Below are 24,567 nucleotides of genomic sequence, written 5' to 3' on the forward strand. Positions count from 1 at the left end.
GCCCGTGGGACAAGCGTCCCGGCAATTCTTGCTAGGAAGGCGCTGCTGTTGGGCTGGTTTTCCTTGTTTTCCTTTGTCTGCAACGTCTAGGACAGGCGCTGACGGGGACAGCAAATCAAACTGCATAAGCTATTGAACAGGAGCATCAGGGCCAGACAATGGCACTCCAACTGACCCTTTATCCGCTTGTTTTTCTGCCATTCCTTGCTGCCTTTCTGATTGCAGTGGTCGGTAAAAAAAGCTTGGCATGGCATAGCGGTCTGGCTGCTGCGGGAAGTGCAGTGGGGCTGATCATCGTGCTGGCCTCGGCCGGGCGCGTACTCGCAGGTGAAGTATTTGCGGTTTCGGCACCATGGGTGCCTGCACTTGGACTTGATTTCTCCCTGATGCTCGATCCGCTGGGGCTGCTGTTTGCCCTGATGGTATTGGGCATCGGTTTGCTGGTGGTAATTTTTGGCCACTTCTATTTGGCTCCGACCGAAGCGACGGGGCGGTTTTTTGCCAGCCTGATGCTGTTTCAGGGGGCGATGCTGGGTATTGTCATTTCCGGCAACATTCTGCTGCTGCTGGTGTTCTGGGAACTAACCAGTCTGTCTTCGTTCCTGCTGATCGGCTTTTGGAAACACAAGGCAGAGGCAAGGCAGGGCGCGCGCATGGCGCTGGCGGTGACGGGCGGCGGCGGGCTGGTGCTGATTGCAGGCATGGTGCTGCTGGGGACGATTGCCGGGTCGTTTGATCTGATGACCATTTTGCAGCGCGGTGATCTTGTGCAGGCCTCGCCGCTCTATCCGGTGATGCTGATCCTGATCCTGATCGGCTGTTTTACAAAGTCGGCGCAGTTTCCGTTCCATTTCTGGCTGCCGCACGCGATGGCAGCGCCAACGCCGGTGAGTGCTTATCTGCATTCGGCCACGATGGTGAAGGCGGGCGTGTTTCTGCTGGCGCGGTTGTGGCCGGTGCTTTCGGGGACAGAACTTTACACCGTCATCGTCAGTGGGACGGGGCTTATCACCATGTTGATCGGCGCTTGGGTGGCGTTGTTCCGGCACGATCTGAAGAGCATTCTGGCCTATTCCACCATCAGCCAGTTGGGCCTGCTGGTGATGCTGCTGGGCTTTTCGATCAAGCTGGCGGCTGTTGGCGCAGTGCTGCACATCCTCAATCACGCCGCGTTCAAGGCCGCGCTCTTCATGGCGGTAGGGATCGTCGATCACGAAACGGGCACGCGCGATATCCGCAAGCTGGGTGGGCTTGGCAAAGCCATGCCGATCACCGCGCTGGTGGCAACCTTGGCCGCAGCGTCGATGGCAGGACTTCCGCCCTTTGGGGGCTTCATTTCGAAAGAGATGATGCTGGACGAGACGCTGCATATTGGCCTGCTTGGCCTTCCCTGGCTGGTGCCAGTGGTGGCAACAGTGGCGGCCACCTTGTCGGTCGCCTATTCGCTGCGGCTTGCGGTTCATCTGTTTTTCGGCAAGCCGCGCGATGCTCAGGTTCATACAAAAGCGCATGATCCGAGTGTTGGAATGTGGGCTTCACCGGCATTTTTGGTGGTGTTGGCGGTGCTGCTTGGCCTGATCCCGATGACGCTGGCAGGGCCGCTGGTTTCTGCTGCAGCGGGTGCGGTACTGGGCGAGGCGGCACCACCGCTGGGGCTGGCGCTGTGGCATGGCGTCAACCCGGCGCTGGGGATGAGCGTGGCTGCCGTAGCGCTTGGCACACTGCTGCTGTGGCAGCACGCGCCGCTGCTGCGCGCTTATGAGAGCGTGCGCCACCTTGATGCCAAGGTCGTGTTCGAACGCGCGATGGCTTATGCCGACAAGCGTATTCGCAAGCTGATCGTGGCATTGCACACGCCATCGCTGCAGCGCATGTTGCTTGCCGCTTTTGCGGTGGTTGTTGCGCTGTTTATCGAAGGAGCAACGGCCGGTGGCGGAAGCCTTACCGGCCCACGTGCAGGCCAACCTGCATCGGTGGTGGCGGTGATCGCTTGGGGGCTGCTGATCGCCGCCACGGTTGCGGTGGTGCTGGCTCAGCGCCAGCGGTTTCTGGTGCTCGTCTATGTTAGCGTGATCGGCTTGGTCATTGCCCTGGCCTTCGTCCACCTTTCGGCCCCTGATCTGGCGTTGACGCAGATTTCGGTCGAGGTAGTCACAATTCTGCTGCTGCTGCTAGCCCTCAATCTCCTGCCCAAGACGCCGCCACAACTGTCGAGCAAGGGCAGGCGTTCGCGCGATGGTGCGCTGGCGGTTGCCGGTGGATTGGGCGTCGGTGGTGCGGCTTGGGCGATGCTGACGCGCAATGCCAATGATCCGATATCGGCCTATCATATTGCCAACAGTTATACCGGTGGCGGCGGCACAAATGTCGTCAATGTCACGCTGGTTGATTTCCGTGGCTTCGATACGCTTGGTGAGATTATCGTCCTGGGGATTGCAGGCCTTGCGATCTATGCCCTGCTCGATACGGCAACGCGCGGTGCGGCCGGGGCGCGGCTGGGCACTTGGCAGGAAGACATGCCGCATTCGCCCGAACGCCACCCGGTGATGTTCGTGATGGCTACGCGCATCCTGCTGCCACTGGTGCTGGCGGTGGGCAATTACATCTTCCTGCGCGGCCATAACCAGCCGGGCGGAGGCTTCATTGCCGCGCTGGTGATGGCGATTGCGTTCCTGCTGCAATATCTCGCCTCAGGCTTTGACTGGACCGATGCGCGCCGCAAGGTGGGGGAGCATTTGCTGATCGGGTCCGGGGTTCTTGTGGCGCTGGCAACAGGGCTGGGATCACTTGTGTTCGGGGCCAATTTCCTGACCAGTTCTTTCGGCTATTTCGATATTCCGCTGGTGGGCGAAGTTGAACTGGCAACTGCCATGCTGTTCGATCTGGGTGTGCTGGCGGTGGTGTTTGGTGCGGTCATGATGGCGCTGGCGCAGCTTAGCCAGATTGCCCAGCGGGCGGCGCGGGCCCATGCTGCCAGCCTTGCCGCGCAGCAGGAGGAGGGCCAATGACCCTCGAATTTCTGGTCGCCAGCGCCATTGGCGTGTTGGTGGCAGGCGGTATCTATCTTTCGCTGCGGGCGCGGACGTTTCAGGTTGTGCTTGGGCTTACGCTGTTTTCCTATGCCGTGAACCTGTTCCTCTTTGCGTCCGGGCGGTTGACGATTGATCGCCCGCCAATCCTGCAAAAGGGTGTCACCGACTATGCCGATCCTTTGCCGCAGGCGCTTGTCCTGACGGCCATTGTGATCACGTTCGGGATGACGGCGCTGGCCGTGGTGCTGTCTCTTCGCAGCTTTCTGGAAACCGGCAGCGATCAGGTTGATGGCAACGAATGTGCTGGCGATCAGGATGAGTGCTCAGACGTGACCGCAGAGCCGCGCGGATGAGTGTTGCATCGCATCTTGCCATTGCGCCGATCGTCATCCCCGCAGTTGCCGCACCGATAGCGCTGCTGGTCATGCGCCGAAGGCGGTGGCTGGGCGTCGGCATCGGTTTTGCGTCCTGCATGGCGATGCTGGCTGCAGCTGTGATTTTGCTCCATGCTGCCGGGGACGGCACAATCCGCACTTATGAATTGGGTGAATGGCCTGCGCCGTTCGGCATTGTGCTGGTGGTTGATCGGCTTTCGGCCATCATGCTGACTTTGGCGGCCAGTCTGTCGCTGATTGCCCTAACCCACGCGGTTATCACGCGGTCTGACCGCAAGGGCTGGCACTTTCACCCGCTGTTTCAGTTCCAGTTGATGGGCCTGAACGGGGCATTCCTGACCGGCGACTTGTTCAACCTCTTCGTGTTTTTCGAAGTGCTGCTGATCGCGTCTTATGGGCTGATGCTGCATGGGCAGGGGCCTGCGCGGTTGAAGGCAGGTGTGCAGTATGTGATCGTCAATATCGTCGGCTCGTCGCTGTTCCTGATTGCGCTGGGCCTGCTCTATGCGCTGACGGGCACGCTCAACATGGCGGACATGGGCCTGCGGGTTGCGGCGATTGCGCCCGATGATCAGGGCCTGTTGCGCGTGGCGGCGCTGCTGCTGGCCAGCGTTTTTGCGCTGAAAGCGGCGATTGTGCCGCTGCATCTGTGGTTGCCGCGCACTTACGCGGTTTCAACTCCAGCGGTTGCGGCGCTGTTTGCGATCATGACCAAAGTGGGCGTCTATGCGATGATCCGCGTGATCCCGCAGGTCTTTGGCGATGATGCAGGCGCTGCGGCATGGGTGCCTGCTCCCTATCTGCTGCCAGCCGCGATATTGACCGCCATCGTGGGCTTTGCCGGGGTGTTTGTGGCCCGCGAACTTTCGGAACAGGCCGCTTATGCCGTGATCGGGTCCACCGGCACCTTGATGATTGCCGTGGCCGGATGGCAGCAGGACACGCTGGGCGCTGCAATCTACTACCTCGTCCATTCAACCTTTGCCGGGGCGGCGTCGTTTCTGGTGGCCGATATCGTGGCCCGCCGCCGCGCGAGCTATGCTGACCGGGCCGTGCCCGGGCCAATGTTCCAGCAAAGGCAATTGGTTGCCCTGCTGTTCATGGGAGCAGCCATTGCGGCGACGGGCTTGCCACCGCTTTCAGGCTTTATCGGCAAGCTGTTGATTCTGCGCTCGGTCACTGATGTGGCGGGCTGGGGCTGGGCGTGGGGTGCGATTTTGGGCACGACCCTGATCGGTGTGATCGGCTTTGCCCGCACGGGCAGCGCAATTTTCTGGAAGGAAGCAGAGGCCTCTGCCGGTTACCAGCCGCCGCCTGTATCCAGTTCCGATCTCATTGCCCCAATCATCGTACTTGCGTTGCTTGCCGGCCTGTCAGCCGGGGCGGGCCCGGTTACCGATTATGGCACGGCAGCGGCAGAGCAGGTGCTTGATCGCGCCGCCACCGCCCGCGCCGTTTTGGGGGAGCGTTGATATGCGCCGCCTGATCCCGCACCCCGGTCTGTCGGTTCTGCTAGTCATCGTTTGGCTGCTGATGGCCAATGCCATTACTGCAGGCGGTGTGCTGATGGGCATCGTTATTGGCATCCTTTTGCCGCTGTTTACCGCGCCGTTTTGGCCGGGTCGGCCCTCGGTCAATTATACCGCTGGGCTTGCCTTCATTGCGCTGGTCCTGTGGGACATTATCGTGGCCAATTTCGAGGTGGCCGCGATTATCCTGTTCTGCCGCAATCGCGATCTGCGGCCTGCGTGGCTGACCATTCCGCTGGAACTGGATACGCCCGAGGCCATCACGGTGCTGGCCGGGACCATCAGCCTGACGCCCGGAACGGTATCGGCAGACGTATCATCTTGCGGCCGTTACCTGCTGGTCCACGCCCTTCACGCGCCTGATCCCGCAAGTGAGATTGCGCGGATCAAGGTGCGTTATGAAGCCCGCCTGAAAGGGGTCTTCAAATGATCGATTATGCCGTTGACTATGCCTTCGTCTGTCTGGCGCTGGCCTTGTGCTGCAACGTGTGGCGATTGCTAAAGGGACCGACCATCGGGGACCGGATCGTGGCGCTCGACACGATGGTCATCAACGTGATTGCGGTGATCGTCCTGATCGGCATCGCCACGGCACGCGGCACCTATTACGAAGCAGCGCTGATCCTGGCGATGGTCGGGTTCATCAGCACAGTGGCCTATTGCAAGTTCCTGCTGCGCGGGGACATTGTGGAGTGAGCGTGCTGGATTCCCTTGCCGATATCGCCATCAGCGCCATGATCGTGATCGGAGCCACTTTCGCGCTGATCGGCAGTTGGGGCATGGTCAGGTTGCCCACGCTGATGGAGCGGCTGCACGGGCCAACCAAGGCAACAACGCTGGGGCTTGGCGGAATGCTGGTGGGGTCGATCCTGTTCTTTCATCTGGCCGAAGGAGCATGGGCGCTGCACGAACTGCTGATATCGCTGTTCCTGTTCATCACCGCGCCGATATCGGCCAACATGATCGCCAAAGTGCATCTGCACCAATTGCGGGTGAAGCCGGAGAATGGCGTGCTTGATCCCGTTGGCCCTGCAGGACTGCCGCCCGTTCCATCGGCGGACAGCAATTGGGCGACATATGAAGCGCCACACGCGGCATCATCGGCGGCCACTTCTGAATGATCCAGCCCCGGGTTGCCAACCCGAGGCTGGAGCTTTCAGATCACGTCTCAGGCAAGGTCGAACCGGTCTGCGTTCATGACCTTGGTCCATGCGGCGATGAAATCGGACACGAATTTCGCCTCATTGCCAATCTCTGCATAGACTTCCGAAACTGCGCGCAGTTGCGAGTTCGAGCCGAACACGAGGTCCGTCCGGGTTGCACGCCAGCGGGGAGTGCCCGAAGCGCGGTCAGTGCCGACGAATTCCTCGTCGCCACTGGTGTCCACGGTCTTCCACTTCGTTCCCATGTCGAGCAGGTTGACGAAGAAGTCGTTGGTCAACAGCCCCGGCCTGTCGGTCAGCACGCCAAGATCGGTGTTGCCAGCGGTGGCACCAAGCACGCGCAATCCGCCCACCAGGACGGCCATTTGTGGGATCGAAAGGCCCAGCAAGTGTGCCCGGTCCAGCATCAGTTCTTCGGTCTTCACGGTCTGCCGCGTGGCGAGGTAATTGCGGAAGGCATCGGCGCGCGGTTCCAGTACGGCAAAGCTGTCCGCATCGGTCTGCGCATCCGTGGCATCGCCGCGTCCGCCGGTGAAGGGCACGGTAATATCAAAGCCTGCATCGCGCGCGGCCTTTTCAACCGCAGCGGTGCCTGCCAGCACGATGGCGTCGGCCATCGACAGATCACCGCGCAGCCCTTCGATCACCGACAGCACGCGTGCCAGTTCTTCGGGATCGTTCACGGCCCAACCGTTTTGCGGGGCAAGCCGGATGCGTGCGCCGTTGGCTCCGCCGCGATGGTCGGTGCGGCGATAGGTTGAGGCAGAGGCCCAAGCGGCTTTGACCAGTTCAGACACGGATAGGCCACTGCCTAGGATCGCAGCCTTGAAAGCTTCAACAGTGGCGTCCGAAGGCGTTGTGCCAGCCGGAACCGGATCTTGCCAGATCAGGTCTTCTGCCGGAACTTCAGGGCCAAGATAGCGCGCCTTTGGTCCCATGTCGCGGTGGCACAGCTTGAACCAAGCGCGGGCAAAGGCATCGTCCAGCGCCGCCTGATCATCGCGGAAGCGTTCGGAAATCCGGCGATATTCGGGGTCCATCTTCAGGGCCATGTCGGCGGTGGTCATCATCGTCGGCACGCGCTTGGAAGGATCGCGGGCATCGGGTGCCATGTCTGACGGATCGGGATTGATCGGTTGCCATTGGTGGGCACCAGCCGGGCTGCGGACCAGTTCGAAATCATACTTGAACAACAGCCGGAAATAATCGCCGCCCCATTGCGTGGGGTTGGGCGTCCATGCGCCTTCGATGCCTGAAGTGGTGATGTGGCCGTTGTCGATCTGCTCGGCATCCGTCGCCCAGCCAAAACCCATAAGCTCCATCGCTTCGGATTCCGGGGCGCCGCTCAGTTGATCGGCGGGAACAGCACCGTGTGCCTTGCCGAAAGCATGGCCGCCTGCCGTCAGCGCCACGGTTTCCTCGTCGTTCATGCCCATGCGTTCGAACGTCACACGCATATCGCGCGCAGACTGCAGTGGATCAGGCACGCCACCGGGGCCTTCGGGGTTCACATAGATCAGGCCCATCTGGATCGCGGCCAGCGGGTTCTCCAGCTCAAGGCCCTTGTCAGGCTGGATGCGCGTTTCCGCGCCGGTATCGACCCATGCGGCCTCGGTGCCCCAATAGACGTCGCGTTCAGGTTCGAACGTATCGGCACGGCCGCCGCCAAAGCCGAACACCGGCCCGCCCATGCTTTCGATGGCGACATTGCCGGTCAGGATGAACAGGTCGGCCCAGCTGATATGCTTGCCGTACTTGCGCTTGATCGGCCAGAGCAGGCGGCGCGCCTTGTCCAGATTGCCGTTGTCTGGCCAGGAATTGAGCGGGGCGAAGCGCTGCTGCCCGCTGCTCGATCCGCCGCGCCCATCAGCCGTGCGATAGGTTCCGGCAGAGTGCCACGCCATGCGGATGAAAAACGGGCCATAGTGGCCGTAATCGGCGGGCCACCAGCTTTGCGAGTCTGTCATCAGGGCGCGCAGATCGGCTTTGAGCGCGTTGTAATCGAGCGTATTGAACGCTTCGGCATAGTTGAAGTCTGCGCCCATCGGATCGGGCGAGGTGCCGTTCTGCGTCAGAATATCGAGCTGCAGCGCATCGGGCCACCAATCGCGGTTGGTGCGGCCCAGCAGCGCGCGAACGCCGCCATCTGCGGCATGGAAGGGGCATTTTGCGCCCATTTCGCCCGTCTTCATGTCCATCGTCGTTCTCCAGTAGCTCTGAACCATCAAATTAGCGCATTTTTTATGATCGACCTAATGCATAAATGTGGTCGTAAAGATTGCCTTTGGCGATAAGAGGGGCAGAATGCCTCATCGTGGCACCATATCGAGCACTCTATTATTAACACTTTTGTTTCGCGACCTGAAAGTGGGTTGACCCACCAGAACCAAGCGCAAACAGGGAGATTGGCTCGAACGGCACAAACTTGCCGGTGTCATATCAATTTCACAATAATCGTTCGTTCGCGCTTACCCTTTCGACGCAAGATTCGCTGGTGGGGGCATAGGCTCCTCTCACAAACAAAAAAGACGCAGGACGGCTCAACGCTGGTTTCGCTTGATCCGCATGTAATAGTATTACATGCGGCGGGTGGGATCGATGAAACGCATCACGAATAGGGGTAAAGTGGCGATGATGAAAATGTCCGCACTTAAGGCCGCGCTGGCGATCGGCGTAGCGATGGGAGCGATGCCGATGGCAGCCTTTGCGCAAAGCGCTGCGGCTGATGGCGACGAAGCGCAGATGGCCGAAGAGATGGTCGTTGTGGGCCAGCGCCAACAGTATCGTGGCGATGTTCCCCTTTCGGCAATTCCCCAGAGCGTGCAGGTGATCGATGCCAAGACGCTGCAGAATCTCAACATCACCCGGCTCGATACCGCGCTTGATCTTTCCAGTGGCGTTGCGCGGCAGAACAATTTTGGCGGCCTGTTCGACGGTTTTGCCATTCGCGGTTTTGCCGGAGACGAAAACTTTGCTGGTGGCGTGCTGGTGAACGGTTTCAATGCTGGTCGTGGTTACGGTGGCCCGCGTGATGCGTCCAACATCGAAAAGATCGAAATCCTCAAGGGCCCCAACGGCGCAGTCTTTGGCCGGGGTGAGCCTGGTGGGACCATCAGCATCATCACCAAAAAGGCCAAGGTCGGTGAGACTTTCGGCAGCTTTGCGGTGCAAGGCGGCAGCTGGAACACCTTCCGCGTAGAAGCCGACTATAACCTTTCCCTTAGCGATACCGTGGCGATCCGTCTGAACGGTGCAGCGCAAGATGGGGACAGCTTCCGCGATGTGGTGCGTCAGACGCTTTACACCGCCAACCCTTCCATCGTGTTCACGCCGAGCAAGGACACCAGCATTTCTTATGAACTGGAGTTCATGAACAATCGCGTGCCCTTTGACCGCGGCACGATTGCGGTGAACGGCCAGCTTGGCGTGGTTGACCGGTCGACTTTCTTTGGCGAACCGGGCGACGGGCGGATGGAAGTGAATGTGCTGGGCCATCAGGTGCAGTTCCAGCAAAAGTTGGGTGGCGACTGGTACTTCCTTGCCGGCCTGAGCTATCGCGAAACCGAATTCAAAGGCTTTTCCAGCGAGGCTGAACTCGATCCCATCGGGACCAATCGCAGACAGACGCTGGGCAAGCCGGGCAACTTTCTGGCCCGTCAGCGCCGTTCACGCGATTACAGCACCGACAACTTGGTCGTGCGAGGAGAGATTTCGGGAAATCTATACACCGGCGGGATCAAGCACCATGTTCTCGTAGGGGCCGATTGGGACCGTTTTCGCATCGACTTGCTGCAGTTTCGCGGACGTCCTTTAAACTACACGACCGGCGCGCCGATCACGGCGGGAAATTATGCCGTGAACATCTTCAACCCGGTTTATGGCCAGACTTTGGCCCTGGGCGCGACGCCGCTGACCAACACCTTTGAAACGCAAAAGGCGTGGGGCATCTATTTCCAGGACCAAATCGACCTGACCGACCGGTTGAAGCTGCGTGTGGGCGGGCGCTATGACAACTTCAAGCAGACGGTGCTGAACCGCGCCAACAACCGCACTATCCTCGTCAACCAGAAGCAGTTCAGCCCAACGGGCGGCGTGTTGTTTGAGATCAACGATGATCTTTCGATCTTCGGCGGATACGGCGAGGGGTATCGTCCGAACAGCGGTGTTGATGCCGCCAGCAATCCATTCCCGGCTGAAATGAGCAAATCCTATGAAGTGGGTCTGCGTCTGGGTGAGCCGGGTGGTCCGATCAGCGGGTCCATCGCTGCCTTCACGATGACCAAGAATAACATTCTGACCGCCGATCCTAATCCGGCAAATGCCGGGTTCTCGATTGCCGGTGGCGCTGCGCGGTCTCGCGGGATTGAGCTGGATTTCAACGCCAATCTGCCCGGCGACATAATGGTGATCGCCACTTACGCCTATCTGGATGCCAATTGGACAACGCGGGCAGGGGACAGGGACTTTGGCCTGACCATCAATCCCGGCGACCGGCTGATCAACATTCCGGCGCACGCGGCGAACCTCATCGCCAGCAAGGGGTTCATGATCGGCGAACGCCGCTTTACGCTGGGCGGCGGGATCAATTATGTGGGCAAGCGCCTAGGCGAAACGGGTTCGACCTTTGAACTGCCGGGCTATGTCGTGGCCCGCGTGATGACCAGCTATGAACCGGCAGATGGGGTAAAGCTGACAGCAGACGTTACCAATCTATTCGATAAACAGTTCTACACCGCATCCTATGCACGACTGTGGGTGGCGCCGGGCGCTCCACGCGCCTTCAATGTTCGGGCCACGTTCTCTTTCTGATTGAATGCAAGCAAATCGGGGCGGGCAGTCATGGCTGCCTGCCCCCTATTTGTTGGGGCAGTTGACTAAATTACGCTGTGAAGGGACGTTCGGCGGATGACTTTCCTCTATCATGGCCTTGAAGCGCGCGGGGCCGTTTGGGCCGAAATCTTTGCGGCGCGTGTGCCGCAATTGCCTTTTTGCCGCTATGGCCACGATTTGGTCGATCCAGCTTCGGTAAGATATCTTGCTGCGTGGAATGCCCCTGCCGATTTCATCGCGCAGTTTCCCAATCTGGAAGTGCTGTTCAGTGTGGGCGCGGGGATCGATCAGTTGCCGCTGTCCGCGCTTCCGCCGCAGGTGCGGGTGGTGCGCATGGTGGAGCAGGGGATCATCACAGGCATGGCGGAATATGTGGCCATGGCCTGCCTTGCACTGCACCGCGATCTGCCGTTTTTCATTGGCGAACAGCGCGCTGGCCGCTGGTCCTACCGCCACACGCGGCTGGCGGCAGAAACCAGGGTTGGCGTCATGGGGCTTGGCGAATTGGGCAAGGCCGCGCTCGAAATGCTCAAGCCGCTTGGCTTTACGCTTTCGGGTTGGAGCCGCAGCGCCCATGCGATCGAAGGCGTGCAGTGCTTTGCCGGAGCAGATGGCTTTGATGTCTTTCTGGCGCAAGCCGACATCTTCGTGTGCCTGCTGCCGTTGACGCCGGAGACGCGCGGCATTCTATGCCGTGAAACATTCGCCAAAATGCCATCGGGCAGCGCCGTGATCAATGCCGGGCGCGGCGGGCATCTGGTGGCTGACGATCTGATTGCGGTGCTCGATTCCGGCCACCTGCGCGTAGCGATGCTTGATGTGACAGAACCAGAGCCGCTGCCGGATGGGCACCCTTTTTATAGTCATCCCGCCATTTTCCTGACCCCGCACGTAGCCGCCGAAACCCGGCATGCCACAGCGGGCGCAGTCTTGGCAGACAATGTCTTGCGCCTGCTCGCAGGTGATCCGCTGCTGGGCGAGGTGGACCGGACGCGCGGCTATTAAGCTGCGGCACTTTGTGCTGTGGCATGCACAAAAAGAAGTGGATGGAGGCTCCGTGAGAACATTAACGGATGCAAGTTCTGCCTCGCAAGTGGTGATCTTCACATGTCACCAATTGCCGTCCGGCCTGACCGGAAGCTTCAGACAGGGATTGATTGAACGTCATGAGCACAGCCGTTTTCACCCCCAAGTTCATCAGCTTTGATTGCTACGGCACGCTGACCCGTTTTCGCATGACCGAAATGGCAACTGCCTTCTATGCTGATCGTCTTCCTGCCGAAGCGCTGCCGGCATTCTGCAAGGACTGGAGCGCCTACCGCTTTGATGAAGTGCTCGGCGCATGGAAGCCCTATCGCGATGTCATTGCCAATTCGCTTGAGCGTTGCTCGAAGAAGTGGGGCGTGGAATTTCGCGAGGCAGAGGCTGATGCGGTTTATGAAGCCGTGCCTACCTGGGGTCCGCATGAGGATGTGCCTGGCGGCCTCTCCAAAATCTGTGACAAAATCCCGCTGGTGATCCTGTCCAATGCGATGAACAGCCAGATCATGGACAATGTCGGGCTGCTCGGCGCCACCTTCTACAAGGTCTACACCGCGCAAAGTGCACAGGCCTACAAACCGCGCATGCAGGCCTTTGAATACATGTTCGATCAGCTGGGCATGGGGCCAGAAGTCGGCATGCATGTCTCGTCCAGCTTCCGTTATGATCAGAACACCGCCACCGATCTGGGCTTTGGCTGCCGGGTGTTCATTGGGCGCGGGCATGAGCCCTCGAACGCGAACTATCGCGATGTCGAAATCCCCCACATCGGCGCACTGCCAGCAGTGGTCGGCCTCTGATGCTGTCACGCCGTGGCCTGCTTGGCGGATTGGCAGCAGGAGCCGCGCTGGCTCCGGCTGAGCAATTGATTGGCAGGCCGCGGGTTGGCGGACGCATTCGTGTTGCGGGGATTTCTGCATCGACCGCAGATACGCTTGATCCTGCCAAAAGCGGAAATTCCAGCGACTTTATGCGCATGTTCCTGCTGTACAGCGGGCTGACGCAATATGGCGACAGATTGCAGGCGCGGCCGGGACTTGCTGAGGCAATTGAAACGGACGACAATCTCGTCTGGACCATTCGCCTGCGTCGCGGCGTGCATTTCCATAATGGAAAGCCGTTCACGGCAGACGATGTTGTTTACTCGCTTCTTCGGCACAAAGATGCAAAAACAGGGTCAAAGGTCAAAGCGGTGGCCGAACAGTTCGCAAGCGCGCGCCGCATTGGCCCGCTTACGGTGGAACTGCGGCTGACGGGCCCCAATCCCGACATACCAATCATTCTGGCGCAGCCGCAATTTGCCATGGTGGAAAATGGCAGGCGCGATTTCAGCGTGGCCAATGGTACCGGTCCATTCATGATGAAATCCTTTGCGCCGGGCATCCGCACAATCGTGCAGCGCAATCCGAACTACTGGAAGCCGGGCAAACCCTATCTGGATGAGATCGAACTGATCGCCATCCCTGATGAGTTGTCCCGCGTAAATGCGCTGCTTTCGGGCGATGTGCAGATGGTGATCGCGGTCAGTCCGGGGTCGGTCAAGCGGGTGAAGGCTTCGTCATCGCACCTGATCATGGAAACCAAATCGGGTGTGTATACGGATCTTGTCATGCGGCAGGACCATCCGGTTGCCGGAAATCCCGACTTCGTGCTGGGGATGAAGCATCTGCTTGATCGTGATTTGATCAAGCGCGCCTTGTTTCGCGGTTATGCGACGATTGCCAACGATCAGCCGATTTCACCGCTGGACCCCTATTACAATCCGTCGATCCCGCAGCGCGCCTTTGATCCTGAAAAGGCCAAATTCTATCTCAAGCGCTCGGGATTGTTGAGTACGCGGCTGCCTGTTTATGTGTCGCCCGCGGCGACCCAGTCGGTGGACATGGGCTCCATCTTGCAGGAACACGCTGCGCAGATCGGGCTGAAGCTGGCAGTGAACCGTGTGCCCAGCGATGGGTATTGGTCCACGCACTGGATGCGCCATCCGCTGACCTTCGGGAACATCAACCAGCGGCCGACAACCGACCTGATGTTCAGCCTGTTTTTCCAGTCGAAAGCGACCGAAAACGAAGCCGCTTGGAAGAACAGCAAGTTTGACCAGATGCTGATCGAAGCGCGCCAGACGCGTGATGAGGCGTTGCGCAAGGCTATTTACGGCGAGATGCAGTGGATGATCCACCGGACCGGCGGCATCGGTATCCCGGTCTTCATCAGCCTTCTTGATGGCTATGATCGCCGCATTCGCGGGCTTCAGCCGGTCCCGCTGGGTGGGTTGATGGGCTATACCTTTGGCGAACACGTGTGGTTAGACGCATGAGCGGCGCGTCTTCCGCCTCGGCTTGGCGCGGACCGGCAAAGCTTGTGCTCAAGCGCACCGGGTTGGCGCTCATCACGCTTGTGCTCGTTTCGGCTGTCATCTTTACGATCAGTGGTCTGCTACCCGGCGATGCTGCGCAGGAATTGCTGGGACAGGGGGCAACGCCTGAGCAGATTGCAGCCCTGCGGCAAGAGATGGGCCTAGATCGGCCAGCAATCGTCCGCTATTTCGAATGGCTTCGCGGCATCGCCCTAGGCGATCCGGGACAGTCACTAGTGGCAAATAAGCCAGTGGCCGAGATAATATCGGAACGGTTGCCCAACACGCTGACACTGGCCGGGCTGACCACGCTGTTTTCGGTGCCCATAGCTTTTCTCATCGGCATTGCATCGGCGGTATCCAGAGGGCGTGGCACAGACCGGGCGCTCAATATCGCGACGCTGGCCATGGTTGCCTTGCCCGAATTTCTGGTGGCGACGATTGCCGTGCTGGTGTTTTCGGTAAAGCTGCTGTGGCTGCCATCGATTACGATTGTGCCGCAAGACCCGACTCTGTGGGAATTCCTGCGCGCCTATGCCATGCCGGTGATGGTGCTGGGCGTTGGCGTGATCGCGCAACTGGGCCGGATGATCCGCGCCGCAATCATCGCCGAGCTTGACCGGCCTTATGTCGAAATGGCTCGGCTTAAGGGCGTGTCGCAACGCCGCCTGATCTTCCGCCACGTATTGCCAAATGCGGTCGGCCCCATCGTCAATGCCATGGCGCTCAGCCTATCCTACCTGTTTGGAGGCGCAATTATCGTGGAGACTATCTTCAGCTATCCCGGCCTTGCCAGCCTGATGGTGAATGCTGTCACCTCGCGCGATATGCCGTTGTTGCAGGCCTGCGCGATGATCTTTTGCGCAACCTATCTGCTGCTGGTGCTGATTGCCGATACCGTGGCGATCCTCGCCAATCCAAGGCTGCGTCAGGGATGACGGCTTCTGGCATCATTCGTGCGACAAAGGCTTTGCCGTTGTCTGGAAAGATCGGCCTTGCGCTGGTGCTGTTCTGGATCGTGATTGCGATTGTTGGGCCGTTCATCGCGCCCTATCCGCCTGGCTCTTTCGCCAACGAGGAAGTCTTTGCCGGGGCGAGCAGCGAATTCTGGCTGGGCAGCGATTTTCTGGGGCGCGATGTGCTTAGCCGACTGCTTTCGGGCGCACGCTTTACCGTGGGCCTGTCTGCGCTTGCCGTGGCGATTGCAGCCAGCATCGGGACGGGCCTTGCGCTGACCGCAGCGGTAGGCGCGCGGTGGGTGGACGAACTGCTCTCGCGTTCGATGGACACGTTGATTTCCATTCCCAGCAAGATCTTCGCGCTGGTGCTGGTCGCAGCGTTCGGCTCTTCGCTGGTGCTGCTGACGCTGATTATCGCCATCACCTATGTGCCCGGCAATTTCCGCATCGCGCGTTCGCTGGCGGTCGGGCTGGCCCGGCTCGATTATGTCGAAGTGGCGCGTGCCCGGGGCGAGGGGCGGCTCTATCTGGCGGTGAGCGAAGTCCTGCCTAACATGATCCGCCCGCTCTTTGCCGATATTGGCCTGCGCTTCGTGTTCATCGTGCTGCTGCTGTCGGGCCTCAGCTTTCTGGGGCTGGGCCTGCAGCCACCTGATGCAGATCTTGGTTCATTGGTTCGGGAAAACACCTCGGGCCTTGCCGAAGGCGCGCTGGCGATCATGGCTCCGGCCGCGGCGATTGCCAGCCTGACGGTCGGCGTCAACTTGCTGATCGATGCTGCCACGCAAGGCAAAGTGCAATGATGCCGCCGCCGCACGTTGTCGTCCGCAATCTGGCTGTCACGGTCCGCACTCCCGATGGCGCGCCCTTGCGCATTGTCGATGATGTATCGTTCAATATCCAGCGCGGCGATGTGCTTGCGCTGATCGGAGAATCCGGTTCGGGAAAAACGACGATTGCCCTGGCGCTGATGGGCTATGCCCGCAGCGGCGCGCAGATCAGCGGGGAGATTCAGGTCGGCGAAGCTGCGTTTGATGGCAAAGCGGATGCAGATCTTGCGGCGCAACGCGGGCATCGCATTACCTATGTTGCGCAAAGCGCCGCTGCAGCATTCAACCCATCGCGCCGGTTGATTGAACAGGTGATTGAACCGGCCCTGATCCACGGCACAGCCACCAGCGCACAAGCCCGCGCCCATGCTGTGGAACTGTTCGCAGCGCTTGCCCTGCCCAATCCGGAAACCATCGGCAATCGCTACCCGCACGAGCTTTCCGGCGGCCAATTGCAGCGCTTGATGGCGGCGATGGCGCTGATCACCCGGCCCGAACTTGTGATCTTTGACGAGCCGACCACGGCGCTCGACGTTACAACGCAAGTCGAAGTGCTTCAGGCCTTTCGCAAGGTGGTGCGCGAACAAGGCGCAACCGGGGTCTACGTTTCGCACGATCTTGCCGTGGTCGCGCAGATGGCGGACCAGATCCTTGTGCTCAACCGCGGCAAAGTGCGCGAACAGAATGCTGTGCGGGCGGTGCTCGAAACGCCGGAAGACGATTACACCAAAACCTTGCTCGCAGCGGCGCGACCTTTGGTCAAAGCAGCCCTGCCGGTTGCGTCAGTAAGCAAGCCACTGCTGTCCATCGATGGCATCTGTGCAGGCTATGGGCCGGTGGATCGGCAGGGCCGCACCGCGCATCCTGTGCTGACAGATGTTACCTTACAGATCGGACGCGGGGCTGCGGTCGGTGTGATCGGGGAGTCCGGTTCGGGCAAATCCACCGTGGCGCGGGTTGTTGCTGGCCTGCTGGCTCCCACTGCGGGGTCGGTGTCGCTGGATGGTCAGCACCTTGGCGCGTCTGTGAAAGATCGGACGCGTGAGCAATTGCGGCGGATCCAGATCGTGTTCCAGAATGCCGACATCGCACTCAATCCTTCCCACAGTGTGGGAGATATTCTTGGGCGGGTTTTGCGTTTCTACCACGGCCTGCAAGGCCATCAGGCTCAGGCGCGTGTGGCTGAACTGCTCGATCTTATCCGTCTGCCTGCCGGCATTGCGGATCGCCGCTGCGGCGAATTGTCTGGTGGCCAAAAACAGCGTGTGAACCTTGCGCGCGCTCTTGCGGCTGAGCCCGATCTGATCTTGTGCGATGAGGTCACCTCGGCGCTAGATACCGTGGTGCGTGAGGCTATTCTGGAGCTGCTGGCCGAACTGCGACGGGACCTTGGCGTGGCCTATCTGTTCATCAGCCATGATATCGCCACCGTTCAGGCGCTCTGCGATGAGATCGTCGTCCTATACAAGGGAACCTGTGTGGAAAGCGGCGTATGCGATGCTTATGCTGCACCGCCGTTTCATCCCTACACCGATCTGCTGATTTCGTCGGTGCCAGAACTGCGGACCGATTGGCTTTCCGAAGTTGCTGCAAAGCATGCTGCGCCGTTTGCGCTTCGCCCCGAAAGTGCGGATCTGTGCCGCTTCCTGCCGCGTTGTCCGGTCGCAGTGGCTGGACAATGCGATGTTGCGCTGCCGCCGTTGCGCGTGATGACAGCTGGCAATGCGGTGCTTTGCCACCGGACAGAAGAACAACTTACAAGGGATCACGCGTGAAGTTTATCTCTGAAGAAGAATCCGCAGCGCTTATTTCGCATGAAATGGCGTTCGATGCGGCTCATGAAGCGCTTGTTGCCGTGGTGCAGGATGCCGTGCTGTTTCCCGCTGTGCTGGCCCACGGCTCTTCGCCAACGAACCGGTTTTCGATCAAGTCTGCTTCCACCGGTGCCTTTGCGGGGCTGAAGGTCGGCTCATTCTGGCCGGGCAATCCTGAGATCGGCCTGCCGCGACACAATTCGGTGATCCTGCTGTTCGATCAGCGCGTAGGCCGGGTGGAGTGGGTGATTGAGGCGGGCAAAGTCAATGCCTATCGCACTGCTGCCGCCGATGCCGTGGCCGTGGACGTTCTGGCGCGCAAGGATGCCTCCACCCTGGCCATTTTCGGCGCGGGCAATCAGGCGCTGTTTGAATGCATCGCCATCGCTCGTAAGCGGCCGATCACACAGGTGCTCGTCGTTGCGCGCGACCAAGCGAAGGGCGATGCCTTTGTCACATTGCTGCGCAACGAAGGCCTGAACGCAAAGCAGTGCGCCGCGCAAGAAGCATGCGAACAGGCCGACATCGTGGTGACCGCCACACCGGCGCGCACACCTTTGTTTTCCGCCGACTGGATACGCCCCGGCACACACGTGGCCAGCATGGGCTCTGATGCGGCCGGAAAGCAGGAACTGCCGCCCGAACTGTTCGTTCGTGCCGCCCTGTTCTGCGATCACCCGGCGCAAGCCGTTGTGATGGGTGACCTGCAGCATTTCAGCGGGGACCGCGCGCGGATCGTGGCGCTTGGCGATGTGCTGCTTGGCCGGGCCGAAGGGCGCACGGCTCCTGACCAGATTACCGTGTTCGACAGCTCCGGGATTGCGCTGCAGGACCTGACGATTGCGCGAAAACTGATTTCAGCCTTTGAAGGGACGATGAAGCCATGACCACACTACGCGAACAGACGGTTGCCGCAGTGGTTGATATTCGGGCCTATGCGGCGGGGACTGCATCCGCCAAAGACTGGTTTAAGGGCCGCGCGGCACCGGCATTCGCGGATGACAAGGCGGTGATTTCCGCCTTCGCGCTGCGCGGGGAAGGGCAGGTTGCTGCCTTGCCGACCGATGAGTTCGTGTTGGTCCTTGCAGGAAAACTTCAGATCGAAAGCGCTGGCGCCACCATCGTGCTTGGCCCGGATGAATCGGCGGCCATTCCTTACGGCGCGGATTTCGTCTGGCGCGCGTCGGATGACATGCTGGCCGTGGTCTATGCTGCGCCCACCGATAAGCCGGGCAACACGGCAGCCCCGATCAAGATTAACACCAACGCGCCGCTCAATCCTTCCAATCCTCCGGCGCTGGAAAATCTGCTGGGCGAAGTGCCCACCTGCCGCAGCTTTTCCGATTACGTGTCTGCCAATGCGGAATTCTGTGCCGGAACGTGGGATTCCACGCCCTATCACCGGCGACAGATTCCCTACCGGCAGGTCGAACTGATGCTACTGCTGGCAGGCAAGGTCACTTTCGCTGACGCCCACGCCAGCGTAACCTTTGCGGCGGGGGATGTGTGCATGTTTGTCCGGGGCGATGGCTGCGCTTTGCTCAGCGAGGAATACGTGAAGAAGGTGTTCGCCACCCAGCGCCCACTTGGTTGAAAGCGATCTTAGTTGAAAGCGATCGGGCTGAAGGCGCGGCAGAAAATACCGCCGCACAATACGAGTCCCGCATGAGGGCGATGCGCCTGATTGGCTTTCAGAACAAATTGCCACCTGAAACCCGCTTAATCTTAACATGCCAAATCTGGTTTGAGGAGTATCTGCGCAATGTCCGGGTCAATGGTAGAAGGTGCCAGCGGCAATGCGATTGCGCTCACGCAAGACCACCTCGTGCAGGCGCATGGGCTGTCGCAGGCATTAGTGTGGCCCTATCGCCTTGAAGACTGGGCCTTTGCGCTCAAACTGGGGCGCGGCTTTGCGGTTGAGGCCGAAGGGAAGCTGGCGGGCACAGCCTTGTGGTGGCCCTATGGCGATACCTTTGCCACTATCGGAATGATTATCGTCTCGCCCGATGCGCAGCGTCAGGGGATCGGCAGCCGGCTGATGGCCGCCCTGCTGGCCGACGCTGCCGGACGGCGGATAACGCTGATTTCCACAAAAGAAGGCGAGCCGCTCTACACCCGTCTTGGCTTCAAACCTTTTGGAATTGTCACCCAGCATCAGGCCATTCTGGCCAAAGTGCCGCCGATTGATCTTGCTGTGCCGGTTCGGGCAGCCCGGCCTGAGGATCGTGGTGCCATTGGCGCAATTGACGAACGCGCCAGCGGCATGAACCGCAACCAGTTGCTTGATGCACTGTTCGCCATTGCTGACGTGGTTGTGGTTGAACGTGAAGGCGAAATCGTCGGCTATGGCTGCGTGCGCCGCTGGGGCCGCGGCGTTGTCATCGGGCCGGTTATTGCGCGCGATCAGGCCGACGCGCGCGCCATCATCGCCACGCTTACATCGGCACACGAAGGCGGCTTCGTGCGGATCGACGTGACCGAGGCCTGCGGCCTTGCCCCCTGGCTCGTGGAAATCGGCTTGCCTCAGGTTGACCGGGTTGTCTCCATGGCGCTGGGTGAGCCTCCTCAGGCCAAGCCGGGGGCTACCCTGTTTGCCCTTTCAAACCAGTCACTCGGCTGAATTCAAAAAGCTTTTTGCAGTAGGAATACCATGGTGATGTCCGCCACGCTCGATGCCGAAACCAAACCCACAGGTACGTTGGACACTGTGGAAACGCCTGCGCTAGTGCTTGATCTGGCAAAAGTGGACAGAAACATCGCGCGCCTGCGCAGCCGCCTTGCCGATCTTGGCGTGGCTTTTCGTCCGCATGTGAAGACCTCCAAGTCGCTTGATGTTGCACAGCGACTGTTCCCGCAAGGTACAGGCCCGATCACCGTATCAACCCTTGCCGAGGCTGAATACTTTGCAGGCGGCGGGTTTTCCGACATCACCTATGCGGTAGGGCTTGGGCTCGACAAGATTGGCCGCGCGCGCCAACTGTTGGGCAAAGGCGTGCACCTGTCGGTGCTGATCGATACGGTTGAGCAGGCCAGCGCGCTTGCCGATGCGGCACAAGATGGTGCGGCGATGCCAGCAGTGCTGATTGAGATCGATTGCGATGGGCATCGTGGCGGTGTCTTGCCAGATGATCCGGCTTTGCTGGTGATCGCCGATGTCTTGAGGCAGGGCGGCGTAAACCTTGCTGGCGTGCTCACCCACGCCGGGGAATCCTATGGCGCGCGCGGCGGCGAAGGTCTGCCCGAAGCGGCAGAGGGTGAACGTGCCGCTGCCGTTGCTGCTGCGCATATGCTCCGCGCAGCAGGGCACGCCGCGCCTGTTGTCAGCGTTGGCTCTACGCCAACGGCCCATTTCGCCCGTGATCTGACCGGCGTTACCGAAGTGCGCGCGGGCGTTTTCACGTTCTTCGATCTGGTCATGCACGGCATCGGCGTGTGCGATGTGGACGATATTGCAGTTTCGGTGCTGGCCACAGTGATTGGCCACCGCCCGGACAAGGGCTGGATCCTGACCGATGGCGGATGGATGGCCATGTCTCGTGATCGCGGCACGCAGCGCCACCCGGTCGATCAGGGATATGGCCTTGTTTGCAACATCGATGGCAAGCCCTTTGGAGATGTGATCATCGAAGATGCCAGCCAGGAGCACGGCATCATCAAAGTCCGCCCCGGCAGCGTGGGAGTGTTGCCAGACCTGCCCATTGGCACGCGGGTGCGCATCTTGCCTAACCACGCCTGCGCCACTTGCGCACAACACGAAATCTACAATGTGGTCGAAGGGCCGGGCCGCGCCATCATAACGCAATGGCAGCGGATGCGGGGATGGTGAACAGGCGCAGCCTTCCAATGCCGCAGTTGCAGGCGGAGATTTTGACATGAAAATGATGTCCTACTGGTTGGATTCAGCAAATCCCTTCGCCTCTGGCGCGGCTGGCGGACCAGAGGGAACGGCAGATGTTGTTGTTGTCGGCGCAGGCTTCACCGGCTTGTCCGCCGCTCTTGCGCTGGCCAAGAAGGGCGCAAAGGTTGTCGTCCTTGAGGCGGATCGCGTTGCCGGTGCTGCATCCGGGCGCAATGGCGGCATGTGCAACAATGGCTTTGCGCAAGACTACGGCGGTATGGTCGAACGGTTCGGCATGGACCGCGCGAACATGTTCTACAAAGCATTCGATGCAGGCGTGGACCTTGTGGAATCAATCGTTGCCCAAGAAGGTATCGATTGCCATTTCGGCCGCGTCGGCAAACTGAAACTGGCGGCTAAGCCCGAACATTTTGACAAGATCATCCGGTCGCAAGATCTGCTTGCGCGCAATGTTGATCCTGAAACACGGCTGGTTATGCCCGCCGATCTTCCGGCTGAGATCGGCTCGGACAAGTTCTTTGGTGGCATGATCTATGGCAAAAGCGCGAACATGCACATGGGCATGTATGGGCAGGGCCTTGCCGAAGCCGTGGTGCGGCGCGGCGGCACGATATACGAGCGCAACCCGCTGATCCGCATGCGCCGGGTGGCAGGCGGCCATGAATTGACCACGCCGCACGGCATGGTGAAGGCCAAGCAGGTGCTGCTCGCCACCGGCACGTCTGCCTATGGTCCGCTCGGGTGGTTCCGCCGCCGGATTGTGCCGGTGGGGGCCTATCTGATTGCCACAGAACCGTTGCCGGTCGATCTTCTGGACCGGTTGACGCCAAACCGCCGCAACACCGTGGATACGCGCAATTTCGTCAGCTATTTCCGCACCACGCCGGACAACCGCATCGTGTTTGGCGGTCGTGCGCGCTTTTCAAGCCGGAGCGATCCGGCGTCAGATGCAAAAAGCGGTGCGATCTTGCGCGCTTCGATGCTGAACTTCTTCCCCGAACTGGCCGATGCCCGCATCGACTATTGTTGGGGCGGCATGGTTGACATGACCAGCGACCGCCTGCCCCGCGCCGGGGAGCGTAGCGGTGATGACAGCGGCGTGTTCTATTCGATGGGCTATAGCGGACACGGCACCCACATGGCGACCTATATGGGCGCGACCATGGCCGATGTGCTGGATGGCAAGGCCGAGTTGAACCCGTGGCGCGATTTTGAATGGCCTGCGATTCCGGGCTATTTCGGCAAGCCGTGGTTCCTGCCGTTCGTCGGGGCCTACTACAAGTACAAGGACATGGTCGGATGACAGGCCTGATTGCGCAGGCCGTTTCGCGGGCGGGCGATGCCTATATCGGTGGCGCGTGGGTGCCCGTATCCGGCACGGAACGGCTGCCGGTCATCAATCCCGCAAACGGCGCGCTGGTGGCAGAGATCGTGGCGGGCACAAGTTCTGACCTTGATGGCGCGGTGGCAGCAGCGCGGGCCGCGTTTCCGGCTTTTGCGGCCTCTCCCGTGGCAGACAGGCTCGCACTGCTTGAGCGTATTCATGCGCTGATCCTTGAACGGGCCGAACCGCTGGCGCAGGTCCTGACGCTGGAAATGGGCGCGGCAATCACCCATGCCCGCGCGGCGCATGTGCCCTTTGCCGCCGCGCATGTGAAGGCGGCAATTGATGTGCTGCGCGATTATGATTTCCTGACCATGCGCGGCACAACTGCCATCGTGCGCGAACCGATTGGCGTTGCTGGCCTGATCACCCCGTGGAACTGGCCGCTTTACCAGATCACCGCCAAAGTCGCCCCCGCATTGGCCGCAGGCTGCACCGTGGTGCTGAAGCCCAGCGAGCTTTCGCCGCTTAGCGCGCTGATGTTTGCGCAGATCGTGCATGATGCGGGCGCACCTGCGGGCGTGTTCAATCTGGTCAACGGCACCGGAAGCGAAGTGGGTGCAGGCATGGCGGCGCATCCCGATATCGACATGATCTCCATCACTGGGTCCAACCGGGCGGGTGTGCTGGTGGCGCAGGGGGCAGCCCCTACGGTCAAGCGAGTGACGCAGGAACTGGGCGGGAAATCGCCGAACGTACTCCTTCCCGATGCGGATTTTGAACAGGTTGTCCCGCTGGGCGTGATGGCGGCGTTCCGCAATGTCGGTCAATCGTGCAGCGCGCCCACCCGAATGATCGTGCCGCGTGAACGGCTTGCGCAAGTGGAGGCGCTGGCCCGCCAAACGGTGGAGTCCATCATCGTGGGTAACCCGGCTGATGAGGCGACGATGCTTGGCCCCATTGCCAACCGCGCGCAGTTCCAGCGCGTGCAGAGCATGATTGCGGTGGGCATTGAAGAAGGCGCAAGGCTGGTTTGCGGCGGGCTGGGAAGCCCTCAAGGCCTCTCAGACGGTTTCTACGTGCACCCGACCGTGTTCTCCGATGTGTCGAGCGCCATGCGCATCGCGCAAGAGGAAATCTTCGGGCCGGTGCTGGCGATCATTCCCTATGACGATGTCGATGAAGCGGTGGTTATTGCCAATGACACCGTGTTCGGCCTTGGCGGACATGTGCAGGGCAGCGATCTTGCTCAGGCCCGCGAAGCGGCACTGCGTATTCGCACCGGGCAAGTGCACATCAACCACCCCGCTTGGGATGCCCATGCCCCTTTTGGCGGCTACAAACGGTCGGGCAATGGCCGCGAATACGGCGCTTTCGGCTTTGAGGAATACCTTGAAGTCAAGGCGATCCTTGGTTTTGCTTAAGCATCGAATTC

General features: G+C 60.4%; 20 protein-coding genes. 19 read left to right on the plus strand and 1 reads right to left on the minus strand.

Features of this window, described 5'->3' with window-relative positions; translation table 11 throughout:
- The first annotated feature begins 158 nt into the window (after positions 1 to 158).
- From AC2A1F_RS03480 to AC2A1F_RS03505, 6 genes are read left to right on the plus strand one after another with little or no spacing between them, the layout of a single operon-like run.
- Positions 159 to 3,008: a monovalent cation/H+ antiporter subunit A gene (locus AC2A1F_RS03480; RefSeq protein ID WP_484207362.1), complete on the plus strand. Its 2,850-nt coding sequence runs from the start codon at positions 159 to 161 to the stop codon at positions 3,006 to 3,008.
- On the plus strand, positions 3,005 to 3,385 hold the full coding sequence (locus tag AC2A1F_RS03485) for a Na+/H+ antiporter subunit C (protein ID WP_484207363.1): 381 nt from the start codon (positions 3,005 to 3,007) through the stop codon (positions 3,383 to 3,385). Before AC2A1F_RS03480 ends, AC2A1F_RS03485 begins: the two co-directional genes overlap by 4 nt.
- Positions 3,382 to 4,899 carry a monovalent cation/H+ antiporter subunit D gene (locus AC2A1F_RS03490; protein ID WP_484207364.1) on the plus strand — a complete coding sequence of 506 codons (1,518 nt, stop codon included), beginning with the start codon at positions 3,382 to 3,384 and terminating at the stop codon, positions 4,897 to 4,899. The genes AC2A1F_RS03485 and AC2A1F_RS03490 overlap by 4 nt, the downstream gene beginning before the upstream one ends.
- A 1-nt stretch (position 4,900) precedes the next feature.
- Positions 4,901 to 5,386, plus strand: coding sequence for a Na+/H+ antiporter subunit E (locus tag AC2A1F_RS03495; protein ID WP_484207365.1), 486 nt, complete (start codon positions 4,901 to 4,903; stop codon positions 5,384 to 5,386).
- Complete coding sequence (locus AC2A1F_RS03500; RefSeq protein ID WP_484207366.1) at positions 5,383 to 5,652, plus strand: K+/H+ antiporter subunit F; 270 nt, start codon at positions 5,383 to 5,385, stop codon at positions 5,650 to 5,652. The genes AC2A1F_RS03495 and AC2A1F_RS03500 overlap by 4 nt, the downstream gene beginning before the upstream one ends.
- Positions 5,649 to 6,077 (plus strand): Na+/H+ antiporter subunit G, encoded by a 429-nt coding sequence (locus tag AC2A1F_RS03505; protein WP_484207367.1) that lies wholly within the window; start codon positions 5,649 to 5,651, stop codon positions 6,075 to 6,077. Before AC2A1F_RS03500 ends, AC2A1F_RS03505 begins: the two co-directional genes overlap by 4 nt.
- A 47-nt stretch (positions 6,078 to 6,124) precedes the next feature.
- Here AC2A1F_RS03505 and katG read toward each other — a convergent pair whose 3' ends face one another.
- Positions 6,125 to 8,317: a catalase/peroxidase HPI gene (gene katG / locus AC2A1F_RS03510; RefSeq protein WP_484208160.1), complete on the minus strand. Its 2,193-nt coding sequence runs from the start codon at positions 8,315 to 8,317 to the stop codon at positions 6,125 to 6,127.
- A 442-nt stretch (positions 8,318 to 8,759) separates the two neighbouring features.
- On the opposite strand from katG, the gene AC2A1F_RS03515 reads away from it, so the two are divergent.
- From AC2A1F_RS03515 to AC2A1F_RS03575, 13 genes are all read left to right on the plus strand, one after another.
- Positions 8,760 to 10,928: a TonB-dependent siderophore receptor gene (locus AC2A1F_RS03515; protein ID WP_484207368.1), complete on the plus strand. Its 2,169-nt coding sequence runs from the start codon at positions 8,760 to 8,762 to the stop codon at positions 10,926 to 10,928.
- Between the two features lie 96 nt (positions 10,929 to 11,024).
- Positions 11,025 to 11,954, plus strand: coding sequence for a 2-hydroxyacid dehydrogenase (locus AC2A1F_RS03520; RefSeq protein ID WP_484207369.1), 930 nt, complete (start codon positions 11,025 to 11,027; stop codon positions 11,952 to 11,954).
- A gap of 161 nt (positions 11,955 to 12,115) precedes the next feature.
- Positions 12,116 to 12,790: a haloacid dehalogenase type II gene (locus tag AC2A1F_RS03525; protein WP_484207370.1), complete on the plus strand. Its 675-nt coding sequence runs from the start codon at positions 12,116 to 12,118 to the stop codon at positions 12,788 to 12,790.
- Positions 12,790 to 14,307, plus strand: a complete 1,518-nt coding sequence (locus tag AC2A1F_RS03530; protein ID WP_484207371.1) for an ABC transporter substrate-binding protein — start codon at positions 12,790 to 12,792, stop codon at positions 14,305 to 14,307. The genes AC2A1F_RS03525 and AC2A1F_RS03530 overlap by 1 nt, the downstream gene beginning before the upstream one ends.
- Positions 14,304 to 15,284 carry an ABC transporter permease gene (locus tag AC2A1F_RS03535; protein WP_484207372.1) on the plus strand — a complete coding sequence of 327 codons (981 nt, stop codon included), beginning with the start codon at positions 14,304 to 14,306 and terminating at the stop codon, positions 15,282 to 15,284. Before AC2A1F_RS03530 ends, AC2A1F_RS03535 begins: the two co-directional genes overlap by 4 nt.
- Positions 15,281 to 16,108 (plus strand): ABC transporter permease, encoded by an 828-nt coding sequence (locus AC2A1F_RS03540; protein WP_484207373.1) that lies wholly within the window; start codon positions 15,281 to 15,283, stop codon positions 16,106 to 16,108. Before AC2A1F_RS03535 ends, AC2A1F_RS03540 begins: the two co-directional genes overlap by 4 nt.
- Entirely contained in the window at positions 16,105 to 17,910 is a 1,806-nt protein-coding gene (locus AC2A1F_RS03545) for an ABC transporter ATP-binding protein (protein WP_484207374.1), read from the plus strand. Before AC2A1F_RS03540 ends, AC2A1F_RS03545 begins: the two co-directional genes overlap by 4 nt.
- Positions 17,907 to 18,836, plus strand: coding sequence for an ornithine cyclodeaminase family protein (locus AC2A1F_RS03550; protein WP_484207375.1), 930 nt, complete (start codon positions 17,907 to 17,909; stop codon positions 18,834 to 18,836). The genes AC2A1F_RS03545 and AC2A1F_RS03550 overlap by 4 nt, the downstream gene beginning before the upstream one ends.
- Positions 18,833 to 19,543, plus strand: coding sequence for a cupin domain-containing protein (locus tag AC2A1F_RS03555; protein ID WP_484207376.1), 711 nt, complete (start codon positions 18,833 to 18,835; stop codon positions 19,541 to 19,543). Before AC2A1F_RS03550 ends, AC2A1F_RS03555 begins: the two co-directional genes overlap by 4 nt.
- A 168-nt stretch (positions 19,544 to 19,711) precedes the next feature.
- The gene (locus AC2A1F_RS03560; RefSeq protein WP_484207377.1) at positions 19,712 to 20,569 is read left to right on the plus strand and encodes a GNAT family N-acetyltransferase; all 858 of its coding nucleotides are present in this window, start codon (positions 19,712 to 19,714) and stop codon (positions 20,567 to 20,569) included.
- Positions 20,570 to 20,605: 36 nt separating this feature from the next.
- Entirely contained in the window at positions 20,606 to 21,775 is a 1,170-nt protein-coding gene (locus tag AC2A1F_RS03565) for an alanine racemase (protein WP_484208161.1), read from the plus strand.
- 46 nt (positions 21,776 to 21,821) lie between these two features.
- Positions 21,822 to 23,111 (plus strand): NAD(P)/FAD-dependent oxidoreductase, encoded by a 1,290-nt coding sequence (locus AC2A1F_RS03570; RefSeq protein WP_484207378.1) that lies wholly within the window; start codon positions 21,822 to 21,824, stop codon positions 23,109 to 23,111.
- Positions 23,108 to 24,556: an aldehyde dehydrogenase family protein gene (locus AC2A1F_RS03575; RefSeq protein ID WP_484207379.1), complete on the plus strand. Its 1,449-nt coding sequence runs from the start codon at positions 23,108 to 23,110 to the stop codon at positions 24,554 to 24,556. Before AC2A1F_RS03570 ends, AC2A1F_RS03575 begins: the two co-directional genes overlap by 4 nt.
- The last annotated feature ends 11 nt before the right edge of the window (positions 24,557 to 24,567 follow it).

It is taken from the genome of Novosphingobium sp. HNCC26BN242, from assembly GCF_057180525.1.

Bases quoted from the DNA above. Each gene is read 5' to 3' on its own strand.
- AC2A1F_RS03500 (WP_484207366.1), top strand. From the start codon at position 5,383: ATGATCGATTATGCCGTTGACTATGCCTTCGTCTGTCTGGCGCTGGCC.
- AC2A1F_RS03485 (WP_484207363.1), top strand. From the start codon at position 3,005: ATGACCCTCGAATTTCTGGTCGCCAGCGCCATTGGCGTGTTGGTGGCA.
- AC2A1F_RS03545 (WP_484207374.1), top strand. From the start codon at position 16,105: ATGATGCCGCCGCCGCACGTTGTCGTCCGCAATCTGGCTGTCACGGTC.
- AC2A1F_RS03555 (WP_484207376.1), top strand. From the start codon at position 18,833: ATGACCACACTACGCGAACAGACGGTTGCCGCAGTGGTTGATATTCGG.
- AC2A1F_RS03490 (WP_484207364.1), top strand. From the start codon at position 3,382: ATGAGTGTTGCATCGCATCTTGCCATTGCGCCGATCGTCATCCCCGCA.
- AC2A1F_RS03565 (WP_484208161.1), top strand. From the start codon at position 20,606: ATGTCCGCCACGCTCGATGCCGAAACCAAACCCACAGGTACGTTGGAC.
- katG (WP_484208160.1), bottom strand. From the start codon at position 8,317: ATGGACATGAAGACGGGCGAAATGGGCGCAAAATGCCCCTTCCATGCC.
- AC2A1F_RS03575 (WP_484207379.1), top strand. From the start codon at position 23,108: ATGACAGGCCTGATTGCGCAGGCCGTTTCGCGGGCGGGCGATGCCTAT.
- AC2A1F_RS03560 (WP_484207377.1), top strand. From the start codon at position 19,712: ATGTCCGGGTCAATGGTAGAAGGTGCCAGCGGCAATGCGATTGCGCTC.
- AC2A1F_RS03525 (WP_484207370.1), top strand. From the start codon at position 12,116: ATGAGCACAGCCGTTTTCACCCCCAAGTTCATCAGCTTTGATTGCTAC.
- AC2A1F_RS03520 (WP_484207369.1), top strand. From the start codon at position 11,025: ATGACTTTCCTCTATCATGGCCTTGAAGCGCGCGGGGCCGTTTGGGCC.
- AC2A1F_RS03535 (WP_484207372.1), top strand. From the start codon at position 14,304: ATGAGCGGCGCGTCTTCCGCCTCGGCTTGGCGCGGACCGGCAAAGCTT.
- AC2A1F_RS03480 (WP_484207362.1), top strand. From the start codon at position 159: ATGGCACTCCAACTGACCCTTTATCCGCTTGTTTTTCTGCCATTCCTT.
- AC2A1F_RS03530 (WP_484207371.1), top strand. From the start codon at position 12,790: ATGCTGTCACGCCGTGGCCTGCTTGGCGGATTGGCAGCAGGAGCCGCG.
- AC2A1F_RS03515 (WP_484207368.1), top strand. From the start codon at position 8,760: ATGTCCGCACTTAAGGCCGCGCTGGCGATCGGCGTAGCGATGGGAGCG.
- AC2A1F_RS03540 (WP_484207373.1), top strand. From the start codon at position 15,281: ATGACGGCTTCTGGCATCATTCGTGCGACAAAGGCTTTGCCGTTGTCT.
- AC2A1F_RS03570 (WP_484207378.1), top strand. From the start codon at position 21,822: ATGAAAATGATGTCCTACTGGTTGGATTCAGCAAATCCCTTCGCCTCT.
- AC2A1F_RS03495 (WP_484207365.1), top strand. From the start codon at position 4,901: ATGCGCCGCCTGATCCCGCACCCCGGTCTGTCGGTTCTGCTAGTCATC.